The organism is Sphingobacterium sp. DR205, from assembly GCF_011064245.1.
In the GTDB taxonomy this organism is placed as follows: Bacteria; Bacteroidota; Bacteroidia; order Sphingobacteriales; family Sphingobacteriaceae; genus Sphingobacterium; species Sphingobacterium athyrii.
Genome location: NZ_CP049333.1, coordinates 5,515,104 through 5,537,505 on the forward strand (window position 1 = coordinate 5,515,104; position 22,402 = coordinate 5,537,505).

Annotated in this window: 26 protein-coding genes and 1 pseudogene; 16 read left to right on the forward strand and 11 right to left on the reverse strand. The window is 38.2% G+C overall.

What is annotated here, in order from left to right; all coding sequences use genetic code 11:
* Window positions 1–101 precede the first annotated feature (101 nt).
* Both G6053_RS23585 and G6053_RS23590 read right to left on the reverse strand, forming a co-directional pair.
* Window positions 102–1,166: an IS110 family transposase gene (locus G6053_RS23585; protein ID WP_108634995.1), complete on the reverse strand. Its 1,065-nt coding sequence runs from the start codon at window positions 1,164–1,166 to the stop codon at window positions 102–104.
* 291 nt (window positions 1,167–1,457) lie between these two features.
* Window positions 1,458–2,120 (reverse strand): hypothetical protein, encoded by a 663-nt coding sequence (locus tag G6053_RS23590; RefSeq protein ID WP_165308750.1) that lies wholly within the window; start codon window positions 2,118–2,120, stop codon window positions 1,458–1,460.
* A 284-nt stretch (window positions 2,121–2,404) separates the two neighbouring features.
* Between G6053_RS23590 and G6053_RS23595 the strand changes: the two genes are divergently transcribed.
* From G6053_RS23595 to msrB, 13 genes and pseudogenes are all read left to right on the forward strand, one after another.
* Complete coding sequence (locus tag G6053_RS23595; protein WP_108636587.1) at window positions 2,405–3,439, forward strand: hypothetical protein; 1,035 nt, start codon at window positions 2,405–2,407, stop codon at window positions 3,437–3,439.
* A 254-nt stretch (window positions 3,440–3,693) separates the two neighbouring features.
* Window positions 3,694–4,716: an LLM class flavin-dependent oxidoreductase gene (locus G6053_RS23600; RefSeq protein ID WP_165308751.1), complete on the forward strand. Its 1,023-nt coding sequence runs from the start codon at window positions 3,694–3,696 to the stop codon at window positions 4,714–4,716.
* 13 nt (window positions 4,717–4,729) lie between these two features.
* Window positions 4,730–5,815 carry an NAD(P)-binding domain-containing protein gene (locus tag G6053_RS23605; RefSeq protein WP_165308752.1) on the forward strand — a complete coding sequence of 362 codons (1,086 nt, stop codon included), beginning with the start codon at window positions 4,730–4,732 and terminating at the stop codon, window positions 5,813–5,815.
* 98 nt (window positions 5,816–5,913) lie between these two features.
* Window positions 5,914–6,687: an AraC family transcriptional regulator gene (locus tag G6053_RS23610; RefSeq protein WP_165308753.1), complete on the forward strand. Its 774-nt coding sequence runs from the start codon at window positions 5,914–5,916 to the stop codon at window positions 6,685–6,687.
* A 95-nt stretch (window positions 6,688–6,782) separates the two neighbouring features.
* The gene (locus G6053_RS23615; protein WP_165308754.1) at window positions 6,783–7,280 is read left to right on the forward strand and encodes an anthrone oxygenase family protein; all 498 of its coding nucleotides are present in this window, start codon (window positions 6,783–6,785) and stop codon (window positions 7,278–7,280) included.
* Between the two features lie 264 nt (window positions 7,281–7,544).
* The gene (locus G6053_RS23620) at window positions 7,545–8,048 is read left to right on the forward strand and encodes a hypothetical protein (RefSeq protein ID WP_165308755.1); all 504 of its coding nucleotides are present in this window, start codon (window positions 7,545–7,547) and stop codon (window positions 8,046–8,048) included.
* Between the two features lie 50 nt (window positions 8,049–8,098).
* The gene (locus tag G6053_RS30685) at window positions 8,099–8,278 is read left to right on the forward strand and encodes a hypothetical protein (protein WP_108636581.1); all 180 of its coding nucleotides are present in this window, start codon (window positions 8,099–8,101) and stop codon (window positions 8,276–8,278) included.
* 155 nt (window positions 8,279–8,433) lie between these two features.
* Window positions 8,434–9,516: a hypothetical protein gene (locus tag G6053_RS23625; protein WP_165308756.1), complete on the forward strand. Its 1,083-nt coding sequence runs from the start codon at window positions 8,434–8,436 to the stop codon at window positions 9,514–9,516.
* Window positions 9,517–9,949: 433 nt separating this feature from the next.
* On the forward strand, window positions 9,950–10,501 hold the full coding sequence (locus tag G6053_RS23635; protein ID WP_165308757.1) for a sigma-70 family RNA polymerase sigma factor: 552 nt from the start codon (window positions 9,950–9,952) through the stop codon (window positions 10,499–10,501).
* Between the two features lie 11 nt (window positions 10,502–10,512).
* Window positions 10,513–10,782: a hypothetical protein gene (locus tag G6053_RS23640; RefSeq protein WP_165308758.1), complete on the forward strand. Its 270-nt coding sequence runs from the start codon at window positions 10,513–10,515 to the stop codon at window positions 10,780–10,782.
* Between the two features lie 85 nt (window positions 10,783–10,867).
* Entirely contained in the window at window positions 10,868–11,311 is a 444-nt protein-coding gene (locus G6053_RS23645) for a DUF417 family protein (RefSeq protein ID WP_165308759.1), read from the forward strand.
* Between the two features lie 6 nt (window positions 11,312–11,317).
* Window positions 11,318–11,887 (forward strand): annotated as a pseudogene (gene msrA / locus G6053_RS30965) (peptide-methionine (S)-S-oxide reductase MsrA); the annotation flags it as partial.
* An 84-nt stretch (window positions 11,888–11,971) separates the two neighbouring features.
* On the forward strand, window positions 11,972–12,406 hold the full coding sequence (gene msrB, locus G6053_RS30970) for a peptide-methionine (R)-S-oxide reductase MsrB (RefSeq protein ID WP_277603216.1): 435 nt from the start codon (window positions 11,972–11,974) through the stop codon (window positions 12,404–12,406).
* A 525-nt stretch (window positions 12,407–12,931) separates the two neighbouring features.
* Here the strand turns inward: msrB and G6053_RS23655 are convergent.
* A complete protein-coding gene (locus tag G6053_RS23655) occupies window positions 12,932–13,738 on the reverse strand; it encodes a helix-turn-helix domain-containing protein (RefSeq protein WP_165308761.1) in 807 nt (268 codons plus the stop codon).
* A 358-nt stretch (window positions 13,739–14,096) separates the two neighbouring features.
* On the opposite strand from G6053_RS23655, the gene G6053_RS23660 reads away from it, so the two are divergent.
* Window positions 14,097–14,720 carry a hypothetical protein gene (locus G6053_RS23660; RefSeq protein WP_165308762.1) on the forward strand — a complete coding sequence of 208 codons (624 nt, stop codon included), beginning with the start codon at window positions 14,097–14,099 and terminating at the stop codon, window positions 14,718–14,720.
* Between the two features lie 79 nt (window positions 14,721–14,799).
* Here G6053_RS23660 and G6053_RS23665 read toward each other — a convergent pair whose 3' ends face one another.
* The 4 genes from G6053_RS23665 to G6053_RS23680 form a co-directional block, all read right to left on the reverse strand.
* Window positions 14,800–15,306, reverse strand: coding sequence for a hypothetical protein (locus G6053_RS23665; protein WP_165308763.1), 507 nt, complete (start codon window positions 15,304–15,306; stop codon window positions 14,800–14,802).
* Window positions 15,263–15,640, reverse strand: coding sequence for a hypothetical protein (locus G6053_RS23670; RefSeq protein WP_108636572.1), 378 nt, complete (start codon window positions 15,638–15,640; stop codon window positions 15,263–15,265). The genes G6053_RS23665 and G6053_RS23670 overlap by 44 nt, the downstream gene beginning before the upstream one ends.
* Window positions 15,627–16,121, reverse strand: a complete 495-nt coding sequence (locus G6053_RS23675; protein WP_165308764.1) for an N-acetylmuramoyl-L-alanine amidase — start codon at window positions 16,119–16,121, stop codon at window positions 15,627–15,629. The genes G6053_RS23670 and G6053_RS23675 overlap by 14 nt, the downstream gene beginning before the upstream one ends.
* Window positions 16,122–16,425: 304 nt before the next feature.
* Window positions 16,426–17,073 (reverse strand): NAD(P)H-binding protein, encoded by a 648-nt coding sequence (locus G6053_RS23680; RefSeq protein ID WP_165308765.1) that lies wholly within the window; start codon window positions 17,071–17,073, stop codon window positions 16,426–16,428.
* Between the two features lie 580 nt (window positions 17,074–17,653).
* Between G6053_RS23680 and G6053_RS23685 the strand changes: the two genes are divergently transcribed.
* A complete protein-coding gene (locus G6053_RS23685; protein ID WP_165308766.1) occupies window positions 17,654–18,529 on the forward strand; it encodes an SIR2 family protein in 876 nt (291 codons plus the stop codon).
* Window positions 18,530–18,597: 68 nt separating this feature from the next.
* Here the strand turns inward: G6053_RS23685 and G6053_RS23690 are convergent, their stop codons facing one another.
* Together G6053_RS23690 and G6053_RS23695 are read right to left on the reverse strand one after the other, a co-directional pair.
* On the reverse strand, window positions 18,598–19,761 hold the full coding sequence (locus tag G6053_RS23690; RefSeq protein WP_241254822.1) for an NAD(P)/FAD-dependent oxidoreductase: 1,164 nt from the start codon (window positions 19,759–19,761) through the stop codon (window positions 18,598–18,600).
* A gap of 27 nt (window positions 19,762–19,788) precedes the next feature.
* Window positions 19,789–20,547: a helix-turn-helix domain-containing protein gene (locus G6053_RS23695; protein WP_165308767.1), complete on the reverse strand. Its 759-nt coding sequence runs from the start codon at window positions 20,545–20,547 to the stop codon at window positions 19,789–19,791.
* Between the two features lie 300 nt (window positions 20,548–20,847).
* On the opposite strand from G6053_RS23695, the gene nudK reads away from it, so the two are divergent.
* Window positions 20,848–21,429: a GDP-mannose pyrophosphatase NudK gene (nudK, locus tag G6053_RS23700; RefSeq protein WP_165308768.1), complete on the forward strand. Its 582-nt coding sequence runs from the start codon at window positions 20,848–20,850 to the stop codon at window positions 21,427–21,429.
* 23 nt (window positions 21,430–21,452) lie between these two features.
* On the opposite strand, the gene G6053_RS23705 is transcribed toward nudK, so the two are convergent.
* Together G6053_RS23705 and G6053_RS23710 are read right to left on the reverse strand one after the other, a co-directional pair.
* A complete protein-coding gene (locus tag G6053_RS23705) occupies window positions 21,453–21,881 on the reverse strand; it encodes a hypothetical protein (protein ID WP_165308769.1) in 429 nt (142 codons plus the stop codon).
* Between the two features lie 68 nt (window positions 21,882–21,949).
* On the reverse strand, window positions 21,950–22,381 hold the full coding sequence (locus tag G6053_RS23710) for a MarR family transcriptional regulator (protein WP_165308770.1): 432 nt from the start codon (window positions 22,379–22,381) through the stop codon (window positions 21,950–21,952).
* Window positions 22,382–22,402: the final 21 nt, after the last annotated feature.

Sequence of the window (22,402 nt, forward strand, 5' to 3'; positions counted from 1 at the left end):
TCCCAGAAGCCAACGGCATAAAATGAAGTGCAAATCGTACAAACAGAAAAAAGGTACTGTTTTAAATTCCAAATATTTAGACAAAAAAGTATTTTTGTATTCTAAAGAAGTTCAGCTTCTGAACTATCTAGTGTAGTCTCGGTTTTCGGATCGGGACTACTTACTTTATAATTTTCTATAAACACGGTATCATTTTTCCAAAGTGTATACATTAAGATTAATAATTTTCTCTGTACGGCAACCTGTCCGACCATTTTTGACGGCTTTTTCTGGATGATTCTCGTGTAAGCTTCCTTTAGCACAGAATTATGCCTACAAGCTACCATAGCCGGAAAATACAGCGCATTCCTGATATACCTGTTCCCCTTTTTCGAGATCCTGGTTTTTCCTTTTACAGATGTCCCAGATTCCCGCTGAACAACATCGTATCCAGCATAGCTGACAAGTTGTTTGGCGCTACCGAACTGTTCAAACCCCATTGTTTCGGCAAGAATGGTAACCATGGTGATCATTCCAATCCCCTTTATTGTTGCAAGCTTCTCTATTTTTTTATGGAGCCCCAGGTCTGACTTTACCAGCCTGTTGATTTCCCCGATGCATCTGCCAATCTCCTTATCTATCTCAGAAATAAGTTTTTTATTGCTTTTTAGTATAAAGATCTGGATAGCATGCGAACAGTCCTTACTATGTTTGATGTTACCTAATGCCGTTTTCTGCTCCTGTAGCTGGACATGGTATCTGGTCAGATTTCTCAGCTGCAATAAGACTGGTGGAGGAGGACTCCATGCTTTATGGATCCTTTCTACACCGAATTGACTCAGGATCCGTGCATCAACAGCATCCGTTTTGGTCTTGATATTGAGGCTCGAAAAATAGTGCTTTGACGTATTGGGAAGAACAACATGAACCCTTTTCTTAATCTTATGCAGATGGTGGGCAAGGTTCTCATAATACACACCGGTAGCCTCCATCAAAAAAACAAGTGCTGCATCTTTCGCAATGACTCCTTTGGCCCAACGCAGAAACTGGTTGAACCCTTTGCTATCATTACTGAAATCCACTGTCTTGGAGAACACTAATTCTCCATCATCTGAACACTGACACAGACATGCTGTGAATGTCGCTTTTGAGATATCTATCCCAATGCATTGTTTACTAATAGCCATAGTCAAGAATTTAAATCGTATCGACTTAATCCTCCTTCGTCTATCCTTTTGTTTTATCCAGGCTCGAAATAGCGGCCTTAAGTACTGTTCAGACTCCTGAGAATAAAATCGTGTGGACAATTCCTTTTTTACGGTATAACGATCTGTTTACCTAGCCACATCTCGTCTCACACGAACAGCCAATACATTTTGTATAACAACAATATAATGACCTTTTCTAATTTCTCAGTAAAAATAAAAGCCACATTAGAAAAAATGTGGCTTCGTTAGTATATTGATTTAAATGGCTTCTTAAGAAAACTGTTCTGTTAATATGCGTGGGTTTTCTGATCTGATCGCCACCACGGCAAACTGCCCGGCGTTACCTTCTATTTGTCGCTGTGCATCTTTGGATAATGCACCCAGCGCAAATTGTCGCCTCCATACTTCGACCCCATTGGTAAACGCTAAGGGAAGTTTCTTGGCAAATTCTCCGGGGTTGGCAAAGTCGATCTTAAATAGTTCTAAAAAGTCTCTTTCTATTTTATCATCGGTATTTCCGGGGATAGCGAAAATTTTTTCGGCAATTGTATCTATAAACACTCCGTCATGCCTCTTTTCACCAGTACTATAAATACAATAGTAAATATTTTGCATATCATTTCCATAAACCTTCTTAGCAATACAGACAGGTGCCATCAGCGTTTCCTGAGAAAGCTTTTTACCTGCTGAACGATTAATGACCGCAACCAAAATAAAACAGACAACAACGATCGCAGACAACAAAGTAATAACGCTGATGCCAATCGTTTCGATCAATCCTCCAAAAATCGCCAATGCCAGAAAACAAAGCAAGCCTATACCGATCACAAATGGTACATAAACGACTTTATTCCTTCCAAACGCTGAACTTTTTACATACTTCTCGATAATTGTGCTGTCGTGCTCAAACTTGCTAAGTTGCGCTGTATCCATTATATTGGTTTTTTGATGTACTACTATACTACTTTTACGCTTATTCTGAGACAAATGTATACAATACCATTTCTACGATCACTTTACATTTACAATTCGCAGCAGTTGATTTAATATCCGTTTAAATAAAAATAAAATATGAATAGTACCTTCATCAGGTTTCGGCAGAAGCCACAAACTAATTTAAAATAGAAAAATTAAACACAAATGTGTAATTTTTAAATAAACAAAAACATTTACATATTTTATAAGCATATTTGTTTATATAACTAATAAATTAAAAAATGCTCCTAAAAAATTGGACACTACTTTTATTCGTATTTGGACTGGGCTTAATTTCAAGTTGCACAAAAGATCCTGTGATCAAACCAGAAATAGAGCCGCCCACGCCAATAGACACAACGAAGGTTATTGTTCCCAAACCTAAGGACTCAGTCTTTGAACGCAAATCAGTGAGTTTTATGGTCAAAGAGCACTTTGTAGATGAAACAGTGGATCAACAACTCTTTTTAGGGAGCCTTTGGAACCTTAAGGACACAACAAAGGGTTTGCATTTGGAAAACATTCAGTCCAAAGCAAAAAACTTTCCTATTTATGTCATGGCGAATTCAGCAAAAGAGGAAATTGGCCATTTTTTACCGTCCTATGTGAACATATTGAATTATGCTAATTTATTCAAGAACACTAACCTCTCGGGATCATTAGAAATGAATTCAAGAGATTTTTCAGATTATGCTGAGATACAATTATATATCCCTCGAAATAGGGATATTGAAAAAGTGCTCAATCTTGTCAGGCATAGTGATTCGACAACGGTCCAGAAGACTCACAGTACTTTCAGACACACATTGGTGAGGAGATTAACCTTAGATACCGATCAAGTAGATTATTTCTCAAATTACGGAGAGTCAGACCTGAATAATCTCAAGAAATTAGGTTATTCACCCTATTTTATTCTATCCGTCAATTATGGTTATCAACTGGTCATCGCAGCGGAAGGCGATTTCACAAGACCTGACATGAATAGAGCTATTGATAAATTGTTAGAAGGAAATTCATTGGATAATATGGATGAGCAAGTTCTCAGTGCAACAAAACTACTTGTATACTATCGAGATGGAAGTAGGGATACCTTTATTCGTCATGCTGTCAATTTTCAGGAGATCAAAAATACAATTTCAGCGTTAAACCTTCGAATGGAAAGCAATTCTGATAATTTCACTTACCCGCTTAGTTATCTTGCCATGCATATCACCACGGGCGAAATTTTGGGGTATACCAATACTTTTGATTTACAGGTAAAGAAAACAAGTAAATAGGGAATATATTTCAGTTTATCAATCTCCTTGATAAAATCAATCTGTCTTAATAATTTCTCAGGTGTCATAGCTATTCTATTATCAGGTAAGCCATATACAAAATTAGTACATTTATAAGCTCCCTTAATTGCCATTTGGCAATTAAGGGATAGTTCTTCCAGTTGCAATTTTATTGACATCCATAGGACAAACCCCAGCTCACAGATCAGTGTAGATTTATTAAATTTGATAAACATCAAATCCCATCTCGACGAATGAAGAAAATAGGATTTTTATCTTTTGGACATTGGTCCAACCATCCGGCTTACAGTACGCAGACAGCAAGTGACACCTTGCTTCAGTCCATCGATCTGGCCGTAGCAGCAGAAGAAATAGGCATAGACGGAGCCTACTTTAGAGTCCATCACTTTGCGAACCAGCTGGCATCTCCTTTTCCCTTACTGTCTGCCATTGGCGCCAAGACCCGTACGATTGAAATAGGTACCGGAGTAATTGATATGCGCTACGAAAACCCACTATACATGGTGGAAGATGCGGGGGCAGCAGATTTAATTTCGGAAGGCCGGTTACAATTAGGAATTAGTAGGGGTTCACCCGAACAGGTGATAGACGGTTGGCGCTATTTTGGTTACGAGCTCGCTGAAGGGGAAACCGATGCTGATATGGGACGCAGGAAGGCACTGGAATTTCTGGAAAAACTTAAAGGGGTAGGTTTTGCCGAGCCCAATCCTTACCCGATGTTCCCGAACCCTCCGGGCCTGCTCAGACTAGAGCCACACGCTGCGGGATTACGTGACCGCATCTGGTGGGGAGCGGCATCGAATGCTACAGCAGTATGGGCGGCTCAAAACAGAATGCATTTACAAAGTTCGACATTGAAATATGATGAAAATGGAAAACCTTTTCATATACAACAGGCTGAACAGATACGTTTATATAAAGCAGCGTGGAAAGAGGCCGAGCATCCCGGAGAACCTAGAGTTTCCGTGAGCCGGTCAATTTTTGCATTGGTAGATGACTTAGACCGGTATTATTTTGGGCAGGAGTCGGATCGGGCCGATAAGATTGGCTTTATAGAAGCGGACAAACGTGCTATTTTTGGCCGCAGTTATGCCGCCGAGCCTGATCAACTTGTCAAAGAACTGGCTCAGGACGAGGCCATCCAAGAAGCAGACACCGTTCTCTTAACAATTCCAAACACCTTAGGTGTGGATTACAATGTCCATGTGCTTTCCGCTATTTTAGAACATGTCGCACCTGAATTAGGCTGGCGTTAGCGATCTCCTATAAATGATAAATAACATTCGTTACAAAACCAAAATCGCAGTAATCGGTGCTGGCCAAGCCGGTCTTTCTTCAGCTTACCATCTGAAGAAACTGGGATTGGAAATTAATCGTGACTTCATTATTCTGGATGAAGCCCCTTCCCCCGGCGGAGCCTGGCAGTTTCGATGGTCTTCGCTGACGCTAAGCACAGTAAACAAAATCCATGACTTGCCGGGCATGTCTTTTGAGGAAACATTGACAAACAAGGAGACTGAAGTACAGGCAAATATTGCTGTTCCAAATTACTTCGATCGCTATGAAAAGAGGTTTGGGTTACAGGTATATCGTCCAGTCAAAGTGGATCGGGTCTCCCTACATGGGCAACGTTTTCACATAGACACTGCGGAGACCCTATTTTCCGCAGAAGGCATTATCAATGCCACAGGTACCTGGGAGAACCCTTATATTCCATATTATCCCGGAGCAGATTTATTTCAAGGGGAACAATTGCATACAAAAGACTTCAAAACAGCGGACTATTTTCGAAATAAACACGTTATCATTGTCGGCGGCGGAATATCGGCCATCCAGTTGCTGGATCAGATTTCAGCAGTGACAACCACAACGTGGGTCACCCGACGACCGCCTCTGTTCCGTGAAGGACCTTTTGATGATATGGCCGGTCACAATGCTGTGGCGATGGTCGAAGAACGGGTCAGACAGGGATTGCCGCCGTTGTCGGTCGTGTCGGTCACGGGCCTTCCCTATTCCACCGAAATTCAAGCGATGGAAAAACGAGGTGTACTCACGAGATTTCCTATGTTTAGCGAAATTACAGCGACTGGCGTAAAATGGGAAGACGGCCGAGAAGAAAGGGCTGATATTATCTTATGGAACACCGGATTTAAAAGTTCATTGAAACATTTGGACGCAGTATTACCTAAAGAAGAAAATGGGGGCATCTTAATGGACGGTCGCCTTGCGACAATGGTTGCTAAGGAGCCTCGAATTCATTTGGTTGGTTATGGTCCTTCGGCCTCCACGATCGGAGCCAACCGCGCGGGAAGCGCAGCAGCAAGGGAACTTGTAAAAACATTGAATCTTTTGTAGTGTTATTTTTGGTCAGCACCTAACCAGGATTACCAGATCAGTAAAAATCTCTTTATATTTAAGCCTATTTAAAATCTCATACAGAAACAGTTGTCACGATGGATATCCAAAATATTATTCCAGATCAATCCATTGCCTTGTTTGTCAAAAATATTCTCGTATTCGAAAACAAAGATACCCCAGAAACCGTCCTGCCGTTCTTTGCGGATGGATACCCCGGACTTCTATTCCATCAAACCGAAAATGGTTTAACCATACAGCCGCATGGAAAAAAAATGCCAACAATCTTTTTATATGGCCAAACGATCAAGCCTATCTCCATCCATGTGAACGGTCATTTTCAAATCATTATTTTTCAATTTTATCCATTTGTTTTACGCGCTTTTTGGGGAATCAATCCCCAAGATATCAATGACAGTTGCCATTATCTAACTAATGGGCCCAAAAATGATATCAATAAGATCATTTCAGAAATCCTATTGACCTCAGCTATGGAGGAAAAGATCAGGATTATCATAAACTTACTGCTCGATTATTTTGAACAGAAAAGGAACAAACTTGATTTCCTGGTAAGAGAAGTAATCCAATACATCATTGACAGCAGAGGGATAATTCCTATCAAAGAAATCGCTGAAAAAGAAAAGTTGAACATTCGAACACTCGAACGAAGATTTCTCAAAGAAACGGGGATCTCCGCGAAGCAATTTGCGAAAATAGTCCAATTTCAATCTTCACTCAACCAACTGGAGACAAAAGATTTCAGCAAGATAAATGATATCGTTTATGCGAATGGATACGCCGACCAATCACACTTTATCCGGGTATTCAAAGCCTTTACAGGAGTAACTCCTAACACGTTTGGCAAAATCTAGAATTGTCGTTTTTATTCTATTCTGAAAGCTTATTGATGCCGAATTTTACGTAGAGAAAACTAAAAAAAATCGTTATCTATTTAAATTCAAAAGCAATGAAACTACATGAAATCATTTTAGCAATAACAGCAACCTGTTCTGCATTAATATCAGGCCTATTTTTCGCCTATACATTCTCTGTCAATCTAGGGCTTCATAAATTGGACGATAAGTCCTACTTGATGGCGATGCAAAACATCAACAGAGAAATCTTAAATCCTGTATTTTACAGCTGCTTTCTGGGAGCGCCATTGTTATTAATTGTTTCGTCAGTATTGTATTTTGACCTGTCATCGCCGAAATTTTATTTGATTTTGACCGCATGCTTAAGTTATATTATCGGTGTACTTATGATTACCGGCACCAAAAACGTTCCCCTAAACAACCAACTGGATTCGTTCGATATTTCAACAGCTTCATCGGATGCAATATATCGGATACGCCTTCTTATTGAAGATCCTTGGGTATTCTGGAACAATATACGAACCGTATTCTCCTTTATCACCTTAGTTTGTCTAATCATGAGCCTGATTTTTTTCAGGTCTAAAAATTAACAAAAAACACAAGATCCAGTTCAAATTACTCCACAGCATTTTCTAAAAACCTGGGCGGACGACCCAAGCTATCACAGGAAACTGATCCCGCCAAAAACGAAAAAAGCAAAAGAGCTTACGGATTTAAATTTATTCACAACGGATTTAAATCCAGCTATAAAAGGCCGCAGATTCTATTGTACTTTTATGAAAAATAAGAACAAAAAAAAGCGGATAAAATTATATTGCGTATAAACTAATCAAAATCAATAAAAACATAATTCTATGAAAATACAAAGAATAATTCCAGCCTTGTTACTTGCATCTCTGGGTTTAACATCCTTATTATCGTGCAATGGTACATCAGTAGATACAATTAAGGCAATGGAATCCAACTACGACAACCATAACAAGACTATTGAGCTCATTGGTGAGTTCGACGCTCCATCCTTTACCTTTTCATCGGGTAAATCAAAGACAATGGCAATGAATTTTGTTGTAAAACCACATGCGATCAGCTCCGAAAAATTTACAGCATTCAGCGTGATATTACCGGTTGGAACAGAGAACAACAGTGTTCTATTTGAACTTCCGGCGGACCAAAAGAACTATACACTCAAAAATTTCCATGTCATTGATAAAAATGGGGAGAAAACCAATCTCGACACACATACTACGTTTAAAATGACCGGCACCGTACATTACAATGAATTAGAAAAGCCTGAAGCTGAGCGCGACAAAACTAATTTCAACTACAAGATAACGGACGTGACATTTGAAAAAGACTAAGGCACGATCCCGCAAATCCGATCAAACACATTATTAAAAAGAATAAAAATATGATAAGTATTCAACTTGGAAACAGTTTCTCATTTGGATGGATAATTATTGCAATTGCCTTGATCATGGCACTGGGAATTTACCTTGCATACAGAAAACAACAAGTGATTAAGGTAAAATACATCATCGCGGTAATCGTAATGTTGGTCGTAGGAATAAAATGGCTTTTTGAACATTAAATGTAGCATGGTGTGAGACCAGTCACTACGGCGCAAGCTAATCTCAAAGACATTCGACATAAGTAAAAAACTTAAATAGTTGAATAGATTTATTTTTGTAAATTTAAATTTGAAAGTGCGCACGATCGACGCCGAATGTCAAAAGTCAGTTTACAATGAAGTTTATTTTCACTTTTAGTATTTTTTTATTTTTCTCCTGTGCCTATGCTCAGAAGCATTCCCAGTTTGTTCCTTTCAAATTCGAAGGTAAATTAGGTTTATTGAACGTTTCGGGAACGGAACTTATCCCTCCCGATGCTTTTGTGGACGGCCCCGGTAATTATGATGTGGTTGGAGATTTTCAAAGTTATATCATAGCGAAAAATGAAGGTGAAGACGAGGTCATTGATGCACGTTCTGGAGAAGAACAGTTTGTTGGACGTCTGGATCGAACATGTGGTCTTTTAAGAATCAACAAAGACAGTTATTATCACTTTAAAGTAAACGGAAATTCTGTTCTCTTAAATTCCGCAGGTTCGCCGATACAACTTACAACATCATACAAAAAAATAGAACCAAATCATGATTCCTGGGACAATGGAAGTGTGGATGACAAACAGTATCTCTGGGCGCTAAAAGAAGATGAGACCTACGATGTTTTGGTCGCCAATGATGGTTTTACTCCAGTAAACTCCTTACCCAAATTTGAAAGCTTTGATCACGTATACGGAATAAACGTAAATGCGCCTTTGACCCTGATCGGATTTGTGCTTGGAAGCAAAACCGCAATCCAACGTACTTTTGGTCAGAAATACGGTATACCCGAATCGAGTTACACCATTGAAGTTTACAATACCAGTTTTAAAAAGTTAGGCACTACGGTTTATGAGCATGAGGCAATTGCCAAACTATTCAACCAGAAAATTGAACTACGTGGCAGTATGATATCTCCTCCCGGTATGGCAAACCAAATACTTATTCCTCAAAACAGAACAATTGTACTGAACAATGAATTTAGTTTAATACCAGCAACAGGCGATCCAGGACAACTGGTATTAGTTAACACCAAACAGGGAAATGCTCCCGTACTGGGAAATGATCACTTCGATTACCGGTATATCAGTACATCCAAAAATCTAGAAGCTCTTCTGCAAATCAGACATTCCGAAACCGGAACTTTCTTTTATTTTGATTTCGATGGGCTCTATTTTCCTAAGGGAGTTCCTTTAATCCCCAAAAAATACAGACAGTGGAACTGATTATCGGATAAATATATGGTTACTCCTCACTCTCTGGATATAACAGCCTTTCACCGGAAGAAAAACAGCTATTTGATATAAAGGCATTTATTCCCTATTTCAAAATATTCCACCTATCGTTGGCAGGCTCTTATTTGTTGATCTTCTGCTTCCTATTGTTTACCATTAGCCCCCATTGGGCCCAGATTTTTAGTGTTACTTACCCATTCTTAGCCTATATCTATTTTATCTGGAAAACGAACCGCTTTTTCAAAAGAAGAAATAGAAAACAATACAATCTATCACTTATTGTGATATGCTTACTTTTTATATTGCTTCTGGCAATTGTCTTTCAGTTTTTAAGAAACTGAACCCTCGAAAGTTTTTAATCCATTGGGATAAAATAAAGAGTATCAAAAACTATTTCTAATTTTATACCATTATCATAGATTAGATGGATAAACGTGCGACGCACATACAGCAATGGATTGATGCCTATAGTGATACCCTTCTCGATAGCGCACTTTTTTTATTATCTGACAAACAGGATGCAGAGGATATTGTCCAAAATGTATTTATTTCCGCATTTGAATCCTACTCCTCTTTCAAAGGTCGAAGCAGTGTAAAAACCTGGCTCATGGCTATTCTCAAAAATAAAGTTGCTGAATTTTACCGCAAAAAATATCGACACATAGACAATATTCCCCTGGACCGATATTTTGATCAGGAAGGATCGTGGAAACATGATGATATCCTACAAGACTGGAATGAAAAAGACGAAAATCTGCTTGACAACAATGATTTCAATAAAGTAATGGCCGAGTGTATAGATAAATTGCCTTTAAAATGGCTTATCCCGGTAAAGCTTTATTACCTGGAAGAAAAAAAAGCGGACAAAGTATGTCAGGAAACTGGCATTACGGCAACTAACCTGTGGAAGATCCTTCAACGTGGCCGTATGCAACTTCGGGAGTGTCTGGAATTTAATTGGTTTAACATTTTATGATTTCCTAAACGATGGTAAGGCGACTCATACATATTCTCTTCATGCCCTGCAGGCAGGCAACGCTACTCATTGAAAAGCGAAATGCGGACAGCATCACGTCTTTCCAAAAAATACGTCTGAGCGCGCATCTCATGATCTGCAAATGGTGCAACGCCTATAACCGTAAGATAAATGTAATGGAAGATCTGATGAAAAAAATATTTACACAAGACGCTCCAGAAAAATTCAACAAAACTGATTTACAACTATTTAAAGATAAATTAAAAGAAAAACTGAAATAACAAGATTTTTTTGTCAGGAATTTGACGTGCATACTACTAATAGAAAAACAATAATAACAATTTAAATTTTAGAAAAATGCATCTCATGACAAAAACAAAAAATTCCATGACATTGTCATCGCAATACGGATTTTACATGTCCACGTTCGGCGTTGTACTCCTTCTTCTCTGGCTTGGAATATTCAAGTTTACAGCCACGGAGGCAATGGCCATAAAGCCATTAATAGCAAATCATCCACTTTCTTCCTGGTTGTATCGCCTGCTAAGTGCACAAACAGTCTCCAGTATTGTCGGTGTCATTGAAATCGTGGTTGCCCTGCTCATTTTACTAAGTTTAAAATTCAATCAACTGAGGAAATATGCCGGTATAGGGGTATGCATTATTTTTACAATGACCCTCAGTTATCTTTTTACAAGCCCCAATATGTTGAGATACGTAGACGGGGTTCCGGTGACGGACTTTTTTATCCTCAAGGACATACTATTTCTTGGATATGGAATCAATTTACTACAATCAGCTAACAAATAAAAGATCATGAAAATTATATCGACCATTACTATTCTCGTCCTTTTTGGCTTCGCGATAGTAAAAATAGGCTTTTCACAATATGGAAAAGAGGCATCAGTTTCGGGAAAAAGCACCGTAGATTACAGTCAAACCAAGGAGATTTATTTTGCTGGAGGTTGCTTTTGGGGAACAGAACATTATTTTAAACAAATAAGAGGCGTAACTGCCACCGAGGTTGGTTATGCGAATGGAACAGTAGCCAACCCCAGTTATGAACAAGTATCCAAGGGCAATACTGGTTTTGTTGAAACTGTAAAAGTCAATTACGACCCGACCAAAGCTGATTTGAAATTGTTGATTGACTTATACTTTAAAACGATTGACCCAACAAGTTTGAATAAACAAGGGAATGATATAGGTACGCAATATAGAACCGGAATTTACTTTACAAAAAAAGAGGATGAAAAAATAATCCGGGGAGAAATCGAACGGCTTGCTAAAAACTACAACTCCAAACTTGTCGTCGAAATTGCCGCATTACGTAATTTCTATACTGCTGAAGATTATCATCAGGATTATTTAGGAAAGAATCCGGGAGGCTATTGCCATATTCCGGCGGATTTATTTGAAAAAGCCCGGCAAGCAAACCCACCCACTCTTTACAATAAGGTAGATAAAAAAATCTTGAAAAAGGAATTGACACCATTACAATATGATGTTACGCAAAACAATGCGACCGAAAAGGCATTTGACAATGCCTACTGGAATGAATTTAAGGAAGGTATCTATGTTGACATTACGACCGGCGAGCCCTTATTTATTTCGACGGATAAGTTTGAGTCAGATTGTGGGTGGCCCAGCTTTTCCAAGCCGATTAGCGATAGTTTAATCGCCGAAAAAAACGATAAGTCTTTTGGGATGAGCAGAACCGAAGTAAGAAGCAAAACCGGTGATGCGCATTTAGGGCATGTTTTTAATGATGGGCCGACCGAAAAAGGGGGATTGCGGTATTGTATCAATAGTGCTTCTTTACGTTTTGTCCCAAAAGATCAGATGAAAGCACAAGGCTATGAGAAATTTATTCCCTTATTAGAGAAGAGCGATAAATCAAAGTAATATCCTACTCATAATAGTCCTATTTTTAATGAGGAAAAAAGTTCATTTATATGCTCTCCTACATGGTGACCGATCATAAATGTAGAAACCTATCGTAAACGTATAAGATGTATAGGATAAAAAGCCAGGTAAAAAAACCTGGCTTTAAAAATAAACATATGATGGATTAGTAAATGGCTTCCCAGTTTTATTTATCGCTTGGATTTATAAGAATTGAAGGCAACGAACATGCAAGAATAATGAGCAACCAATGTTCTTTATGTACAATGAGATGTCATAGCGCATTATATATACTGTTCGACGCTAAAACATTATACAAAAACATCTTCATCCACCTTCAATTCATGTTCAAATATAGTAAATAAAACTAATTAAATTAGTTTTATTTACTATATTATTTAGCCAAAAAGATAACAAACTATTGTCCATGGGTTTAATTTCGCAGTGATCAACTTATCCGTGAGAAAGTAGTGGACTGATCACGAACGGGTATATACAAGAGAGATGAGCCGATTAAACCTGATCCTAAAGTGAGCGGCTGATATCAACAACATTGAAGATCTGATCTACATCATCCAAACTGACATCAAAATCCGGATATATAGTTTTGTCCGAATTGAGTGAACGGAGTGTAAGAATTCCATTCGTGACATCGTGATGTGCAATTTCTTTAATGATTACTCCTTCGTATCGATGGACGATGACCCAATATCTATATTTATGGGTATGGAATTTCGATTGCCATAGCTCACGTTTAATCAAACGTCCAGTGACAATATCACCATCAAGAACACTGGCGTCAGTTCCGTCGGTCATACTATCACCACTGACTTCAAAAGAACGGTAAGCTCCCTTGTGAAATTCATTTACAGTAATAAAATGCGCTGGCAAATCGTCCATGTATTCAGCATCAGAAAAACCCGAGAGATAACCGGCTTTTGCCTTCTCGGTAACCAGCTTGGTCTGCATTAGATATCGTCCGGGTGATACCTCAAAGAATATATTGTTCTTATTTTCATCAATAAACATAACATCATTGGAAAAATATCCAATTGATCTTCCATTCCTGACATTGGCCATCAAAACTGGATCAGACTCAACGAATATATCCGGTTTGTTTCGTTCTCCCTTCCCATACAGCAGCCAGTCGTATTGAACTTGTGGAAAGGCATTTTGAATCCGTGTTTTCATGGTAAGTCCAATTGGATATTCCCCTTTCTTAATCCGGGAATATACCTGCTCACGCACGCCCAATAAACTCGCGAATTCTCGATTGGTAATCCCCATCTCCAAGCGCAAAACCTCAAAATTATTATCTGGATAAGTTTCCATGTTTTTATAGGATAAGAATAAATGTTACACTAATTCATAACAATCTGACGCTAAGTTACACAAGATATTAAACCTAAACAAATAAATAAACGAATAAAACACACTAAACACTGATTATAAGATATTTATAATTAAACAAATAAGTTTAACAAAACTAACAAAACATAAAAAATTGTACAAAATAAAATTCAAAACCCTTGAATGATTAACAATTTTGTTTAACTTTGTTTAACAACACGTTTACATCGGTAGATTATATCCGAGAAATTTATTAGACAGCAATACCCCATCGATGGCTTCGATTAACGACTAACAAAAAATAGAGAAAAATAGGCATATAATTAAAAGGAACATAAATATGGAACGCTTCATCACAACGCATGCACAGCTAGGCAGATCAGTCGGATTAAACCGGGACGATATCAGAAATCAGAATATTATTTCAAAACAAGCACATGAAATGGAGCTTATGTCAGTTCTATTTCCACAACAAGAATTAACTGCTGCAAAAATACGACGAAATAACAAGACCAATTCCCAAGGCATGAACACATTATATTACTCTTTCATTTTGAGCTTCTTAAAAGAAAATCATCCGGAAATATTGAGATCAATTGACAAAATTTATGAACCTGATCTTTCCAAAATCAGTCAGGTCATCGATTGTTATTGTGAATTTATGGGAATATCCACGCAACAGATCATGGGTGAATATATCAATTATAAAGATATTCAACATCGCTACAAAGCAATCGCGGTGGTCTTGCGTATTTTTCAGCCAGAAAAATTAGACAACTTAAAAACTAAAGTAAAGAGCACAATATACAAGGAACTTGGACCGTATTTAAAGATTAATAGTGATACCTTACAAAAATCTATTATCTGTGCATGTAACCAATTTGACTTATATAGTGATTTTAAGAAAGATATCAAACAGGCGGCAAATTACTATTTCATTCATAAACGTTTCAATGCTAAATAAAATGATTTTCTCAGAAATTATACCGATCATCAGTTAGTGAGCTCAACACTTACTTTGATCGGTATAATAATCTTTAACCTTATCGCCGGATTTTTCTTCGCAGCCACCAGATCATAAGGCTCGCCAGGACAAGTAGACCAGTAATAAAAAATAGCATACTTGTTACCATTGGTCGTTCCGTTCGTCTTGTCGTTCTTTCCGTTAACTTTAATTTTTCATCTTTGCGCAGTACATTTTCAATGACCTGCTGACTCTGTCCGGAAATATACTTCCGGAATACATTGCCGCTATCCGCATGAAGCGTCAGTTTTTTATTGATCCTCCCTTTACCTATCCGTACAATTCCATCCGGACTGATCTCGATTTGCTCACCCTCGATCTGCATAAGATCTTCAGATTGTTTCAAAATTCGGACATAGGATTGCCCAACGTCCAAATGACTGCTACCGGAATCTATTTTTGACAATACCATCGCTTCTCCCCTTGCCTCAAGCATATGAGATTCACTTGTCTTTCCTGTTTTTTTAAATAGACCGCAGCTACTAACGAGTAGTAGCATTACGGTCAATACAAGTATATTTTTCATTTTTCACCCTTTTTAACTCAATCTGCAATTCATTATAAAGCTTCATCAGATCATCATATTTCACCTGTAACTCCGCCAGGGTCTTTGAACAGGCCATGCGATCGTCATTGGCGAGCCTGAGTCCCTCATTGAGGTCCTCAATAATTGCTCTTAAATGTTCAATGTCTTTTTCGAGCCGGTTTGCGTAACCTTCCCATTTGTCGATGACTTTACCGGCATTCTCCACATTTGTTGCTTCCACTTCCGCCTGCTGTTTAGGCCGTCCAACAAGGTAACCACCGATAGCCGTAACGATAGGGATAATCAATTTTTCTAAAATCTCAAGTATTTCCATAGTAATTCTTTTTTATGAGTGATTTAAACTTTATCCATGGGAACTGTTTTCCCGGATCCTCCTTTCTTCCCGGAGCAATATCACTGTGCCCTAAAATTTCCTGAATCGGATAATGGGCAACGATTGCCTCACAGACTTCAATTGCCGCGGTAATCTGCTTCTCCGTATAAACTTCATTTCCTTTATTTTGCAGCTCGATCCCAATGCTATAATTGTTCAGATCTTTCAACCCCGCCCATGAACTCCGTCCCGCATGCCAGCATTTAATATTGAATGGTGCCAATTGTGTCACTATACCGTCCCGGCTGATATGTACATGGGCCGAAACCCTGCTCTTGGGATCCAACATCCAGTGAATCGCACTAGTGGCATTAGATGCACCATCATAATGCACAATGATAAAAATAGGGCTGATAACACTGCCTTTATTAGATGTCTCGTGATAGGAAGCTCCTACCAATTGATTTTTTTCAATATCCATGTCTTCTTATATTATTGATGATTTATTTCTATTTTCAGCGCTTCTTTTTATCAAAATCCGGATTTTAGTTTTATTCAATAAAAGCTGGCAATGTATACTGCAACTCGTATTTCAATACAAATTTACCTCTGGATAGCACCTGAAAAATGAAATGTTACACCTATATAAGCGGTATGAAACAACTACCGAATATCAGTGAAAGGATGACTGTTTTAATTCCTGATGTAAAAAACAAAAGCCACATCGGACTGATGTGGCTTTTAAATAGTGTCATGGATTCCTTAAGAATATATGATCATGATTGTTAAGTGTTGGCAATAAAAGGAGCTTTGCGAATATAACTTCTGTCTTCTAACTGAGCGATAAGAAAATCCGCCAAATCAATAGCAGTTATAGCATCACCGGGACAATCTACAAGACTTGCTTCTATTGCTCGTCCATATTCATTTGTTAATTCGATCTTGGGCAGTCGAACCAGCGTCCAATCAACACTGCTTTTTGCCAACAGCTCGTATTCAAGCTGTTTGTCTGCGGTGGATAGCGGATAGTGTGTTTTCATCCATATCGTAGCCTGTTGAGTCGCCATACTTTTTTGATCATACGGGCTATCGACATTTAAACCTGTAATGAGTATATAACGCTTCAGTCGATAACTATGCATCGCCTGCAAAACATATCTAGTTGATTGGCTAAAGATCGTTGGTTCGCTGGGGGGAATTCCTAAACCTAATGTACTGATAGTGGCTTCACAGCCTTTTACAAGTTTATGAATAGTTGCAGAATCATTTACGTCACCCGATACTATTTCGATTAATGGGTGACTCTCAGGGGCATGATCAGCATTTCTAACAAGCAACCTTATGGATATCCCTTTTGCGAGCAAACGTTTTACAAGGTATTGCCCTGACTTTCCAGTACCACCGATAAGGGCAACTTTTATTATTTTTTTCATTTTTCTCTTTATAAATTTTTAAGACAATAGCTGTCAGTTCCCGGTCCAATAAGACCAAGACTGTGCGAATGATACAGTGCGCGTTTCTTTTCGCTAACTACGCTATGTTATAAAGAGATTTTAATAGCGTAAATCTAGGAAAATTCCGGAAAAATCAAGATATATTTTTATCCAAGCCTTATTTTCACCCACAATTCGATCAATCTCCTACCATAAGGATAAGAGAATACCGGATAAAAACATTTCTGCTACTCTTTTGTTATTTGATCGTTATAGCATAGGATGAGTTATACCGTGAAGGCTAGGAAATCGGTTCGCCTAGCCTTTTTCATCAGCCCCACCGTTTTCGAAACTCGGTTTCCGATAGATAGATGAGCTCCCGAAAGTAAAGCAAAAATTTGAGATTCCTTGTTAGCCACCCTAAACAAAAGAAAGTTTAAAGATCCGCTTGACCTCCTTCATTCTTTTTTATTAAATTAGAGACCGGTCAATAATTTTCATGGTAGAATTCATACTATCATAAATCAAAATATGCGCGAAACAATTTAATAGAACAATTTTCAATAAGAATTAATTGCAAATGGATAAATTCAGTCTTTTAGTTGGAAATGATATCAATAATATTTCTCCCGGAATCAGTTGGAGCGATTTATTGACCAATATTAAAGCAAAATATCAGCTGGCGGGATTGGAAAATGGGCAAAAACCTTTCCCGATGTTATATGAGGAGATTTTTTTAAATGCAATTAAGATGCAGCAGCTTAATGAGAGGGAACTTAAAACCTATATCTCGGACAGCGTCTCCCAAATAAAGCAAAATGAAATACACCAATTGATCCGATCCCTTCCGACCAAAAATATTATTACAACAAATTATGAATTCAGCTTAGAAGGATCAGCTTCAAAGCTGAATACAAGTCTCGTTAGAGAAACAACATACAGTGTTTTTCGCCGGCATGAAACAGCAGATAAAACATTTTGGCATATTCATGGCGACTGTGACAATCCAAGCTCCATCAATCTCGGCTATGAACATTATTGCGGGCAGCTTCAAAAAATGAGAGATTATGTTGTCAATGGCACTAATTATACTTCGGACACGGTATTTAAGGCCTCTTTAATAAAAAGATTAAAGCAAAAAAAAGACCTGCAGTTACAATCTTGGATAGACCTGTTCTTTACGCAAGATATTCACATCTTGGGGCTCTCACTGGATTTTGTAGAAATCGATCTTTGGTGGCTATTGACCTATCGTGCACGAAACAAGTTTTATAGAAAAAGTGACTTTATTCAAAATAAGCTATTTTACTATACCACAAAAAAATGGCATCAAATCGCTGTGGACAAAATGCAATTGCTCAAAGCCAATGATGTGGAGATAGTTGTTATTGATGAATCGGACAAAACAAAGTATTATAAAAAGATATTGAAAGAGATCAATAAACGTTATCAATAAAGCTGACCACCAACAAATTTCATAAAAAGCAGACTTGATAATTCTTTCGAAGCAATAATTTCTTTTTTCTATTTTCCACTCTCGGTTTCACCAAAAAAGTCCAACATCTGTTGCAAAGCGGTTGCCGAATGCATTCTGTCACTATTTTCCAATGTATCCTTTGTCGCTTCCGCCCCACGTCGGATCATCTGTTTTTCAAAATAGGAAAGTGCAAGTTCTAAACTTTCAAAATTGCCTTCCGTCAGACATGCCGCAAGTTCAAATGCATCTTGCATGGCAACATTTGCGCCCTCTCCCGCAAAAGGCGGCATACGGTGTGCAGCATCGCCAATCATGGTGAGATTAGACTGCGTAGTCCAACTTTGATCGAGCGGAAAATAGTACTGCGGCCGAGGTATAAAACACACATTTTCGTTAGCAAAAAATTCCTCCCAGCCTTCTCCCCAGCCCGAAAAATTAACATTTAGCCAATTGGAAACCTGTTGTTTAAGATTAGCATCATTAAGCTGCTCGTTAAAAACATGTTCGGGCGCTTTTGTACTGGCAACAAACATGATGGATCCATCTCCTTTCGTTCCATACCCAATAAATTGTTCATCGCCAAAAGCCATCACCTTCCCTCCTTTTGTAAATTCAAATAATTTAGGCGCATTTTTTTGCGCATCATAAATATTTCCCTCGACCAATGTAATTCCCGAATAAATTGGATTGGGTGCATTGAGATAAGGACGTATTTTAGAATTTGCACCATCAGCGGCAATAACGAGATCCGCATAAGCCGTTTGTCCATTTTTAAATTGTAATTTCCAGCCTTCTCCCTTTTTTTCCATTGAAACAAAATGACGGTCCCAGACCACAGTATCTGTACTCAGCGAATTCAATAAGATATCACGTAGTGGAGCGCGATCAATTTCTGGTCGGTTTTCGGCGACTGCAGTGATATGGTCATGATCGTCAAATTTAACATGGAGTTTATTATCCACGATACGTAGCTTACTAGCTGTCGGACGATGATATTTATAAAATTCGTCAATAAGTCCGGCGCGTGTTATCGCTTCAAGACCTGTTCCTTCATGAAGATCCAGTGTAGATCCTTGCACACGTACCCCGCGGTCAATATCGCGTTCATAAACCTGTACATTCGCCCCGCGCATCTGTAATAATCGGGCTAGGGTCAAACCGCCCATTCCACCGCCAACGATGGCAATTTTTTTGTTTTCAATTAACATCATAGTGTTCTTAAAATATTTAAGACAAAACTATTTTGATGTCAGGGAAAATAATAGTATAAATCGGTCATTTTTATTTTTTAGCAATTCCTTAGGAGCCACTCCTGCGAATTTCTTGATTTCTTTGATAAAATGATTCTGATCAAAGAAATGCTCCTCAGGAAAAAGCTTGCCCTGTACAATGTGATCTAAAGAAGCCCGAAAACGTAAAATGTTGGAATACGCTTTTAGGGATAATCCAAACCACTGATTAAAATAACGATTGATCTGTCGACTTGTCCAGCAGACTTTTTCTGAAAGCTCAGAAACTGGAATAGAGCCTTTACTTTTGTATATAAGATCAAATAATTTCTGTTTACGCTCATCGATAGCTGTTGGTAAAATTGACAGCAACAATTGGGTAGATTTTTCAACAAACCGATCAAAATCTTGTAGATCCTGCTCACCAAAACCCCAAAAATCTTCCTTCAATAATTTACCGGAATTTATAATATCAGCTATGCGCTCATGTAAAATATATTCTACTGCAAGTAACTTTAAACTAATGCAAAACATTACGCAATCAACTGGAATTGACGCCTGCTCATGCGGCTGTGTACCCAGGCCGAGCAATAGAATCCGGAAACCATCTGCCGGACAACAAAAAAGAAACAGATCCACCCGTCCATCCGGTAGGCCTATCGTTTCTTTTATCTCACCTGAGTGATTATTTAGACACCAAAAACTATCTACAAAATTAGAAAGTGGGTCATCAGGTTTAATAATCTTGTAATATAGCCCTTCTTCCATTATATTATTCCACTTGTATATTATGCTGTGCTCATCCATTGATTCAGGGCATTTTTATCCTTTGTTAAATTTAAAAATTAAATCTCACAACATCGGGGGATCAATTCTTTTATTAACACAGAAGTAGATTACCGATTCCGACAGGCTTTACGGAATAAATTTTCGCGGCCTAAAATAAATCTATTCTTAAAATATGGACAGGTCACTATTGTCTTAAAACGATTCAGGCAGAACTATCTTTTTCCTATTTTATATGAAACGTATTACTTACTTTTATAGCTTGACCTTAACACGCTAAAAATGGCAATCAAAGACATTGAAATTGTAAAAACAGAAATCTTATCCAATAATTGGTATACCTTAAAAAAAGTCACGTATCAATATACAAAACCAGACGGAACAGTACAACAGCAAAGCCGCGAAGCCTATGATCGTGGCAACGGTGCCGTAATACTGCTATATAATAAAGAATACCAAACTGTTATTTTGACCAGACAATTTAGAATTCCAACCTATATCAACGGAAATGAATCTGGAATGTTAATTGAAGCCTGTGCTGGTTTATTGGATCAAGATTCGCCACAGGATTGTATCCGTCGGGAAACAGAAGAAGAAACGGGTTATCAGATCAAGGAAGCAAAAAAGATATTTGAAGCGTATATGTCGCCCGGTTCGGTCACCGAAATTCTACATTTCTTTATTGCGGAATATACAAACGGCATGAAGATCGGTGATGGTGGTGGATTAGAGGAAGAAGAAGAGAATATAGAGATACTGGAGCTACATATTCAAGATGCTTTAGCTATGATCGAAAGCGGTGAAATCAAAGATGGTAAAACCATCATGCTGCTGCAATATATTAGGTTGAACAATATTTTGTAGCGATATCCTTTCAGCCCAAGATCTCAATAGACAGATGCTGTAAAAACATACTTAGCCTGTTGAAAACTGATCGTTGATGGTATGTAATGTGGTATTCCCATATATACCTGTTCGGTACCCGTTCCTAAAATATATTGAGACCCTTTCTTAAGCAAAACAAAGGGTCTCCTTTTTTTCTGCCCCCAGCCAAAGGGAATATAGTAATAATCACCAGTCAGCGTATCTTTTTTGATATTCCCCTGAATCTCTCCGGAATCAATCTCACCACCAGGGCGATAAAACCGTAATTTCCCATGAAAGCGGCTTTCAAAGAGATTAAGTTCAAGTTGCGCACTATCGCGGTTACTATAAGCAACGTACTTCGATAGCTCTGCATCCCTTCTCTTTTCCTGGCAACCTGTAAACAGTAGTACCAATAGAATAAAACAACCCGCAACTGCAATTAACCGCATTCTTCTGATAAAATTTGACTAGCCATTGATTCAGCTAAAATACAATTCGTAAATCTAACATTAAAATATTAGCTATTACCCACGTTCGTCACGATTTTATCTGCTAACGCTTTAAGCTGCTGCATATCGCTATAATCCAGCTTTAAGGCTTCAAAGATCTGCATAGGAATGCAACTCGCTTTTTCTTTCAGTTCCGCTCCTTGTGTAGTTAACTGTATCTTCACTACCCGTTCATCTGTTTTGCTTCGGGTACGGGTAAGCAATGACTTGCCTTCCAGCCGTTTCAGTAAAGGTGTAAGGGTTCCGTTATCCAAAAACAACTTTTCCCCAAGCTGGTTTACGGTTTGTTCGTCATTTTCCCATAAAGCCATCATCGTAATATATTGTGGATAAGTCAAATCTACCTCTTCTAAAATAGCACGATAACGTTGCATGATCTCCCGATGCAAAACATATACGGAAAAACACAACTGTTTATCCAATTTTAATAAGTCATCCATTTTACAAAGATATTGTTTTCT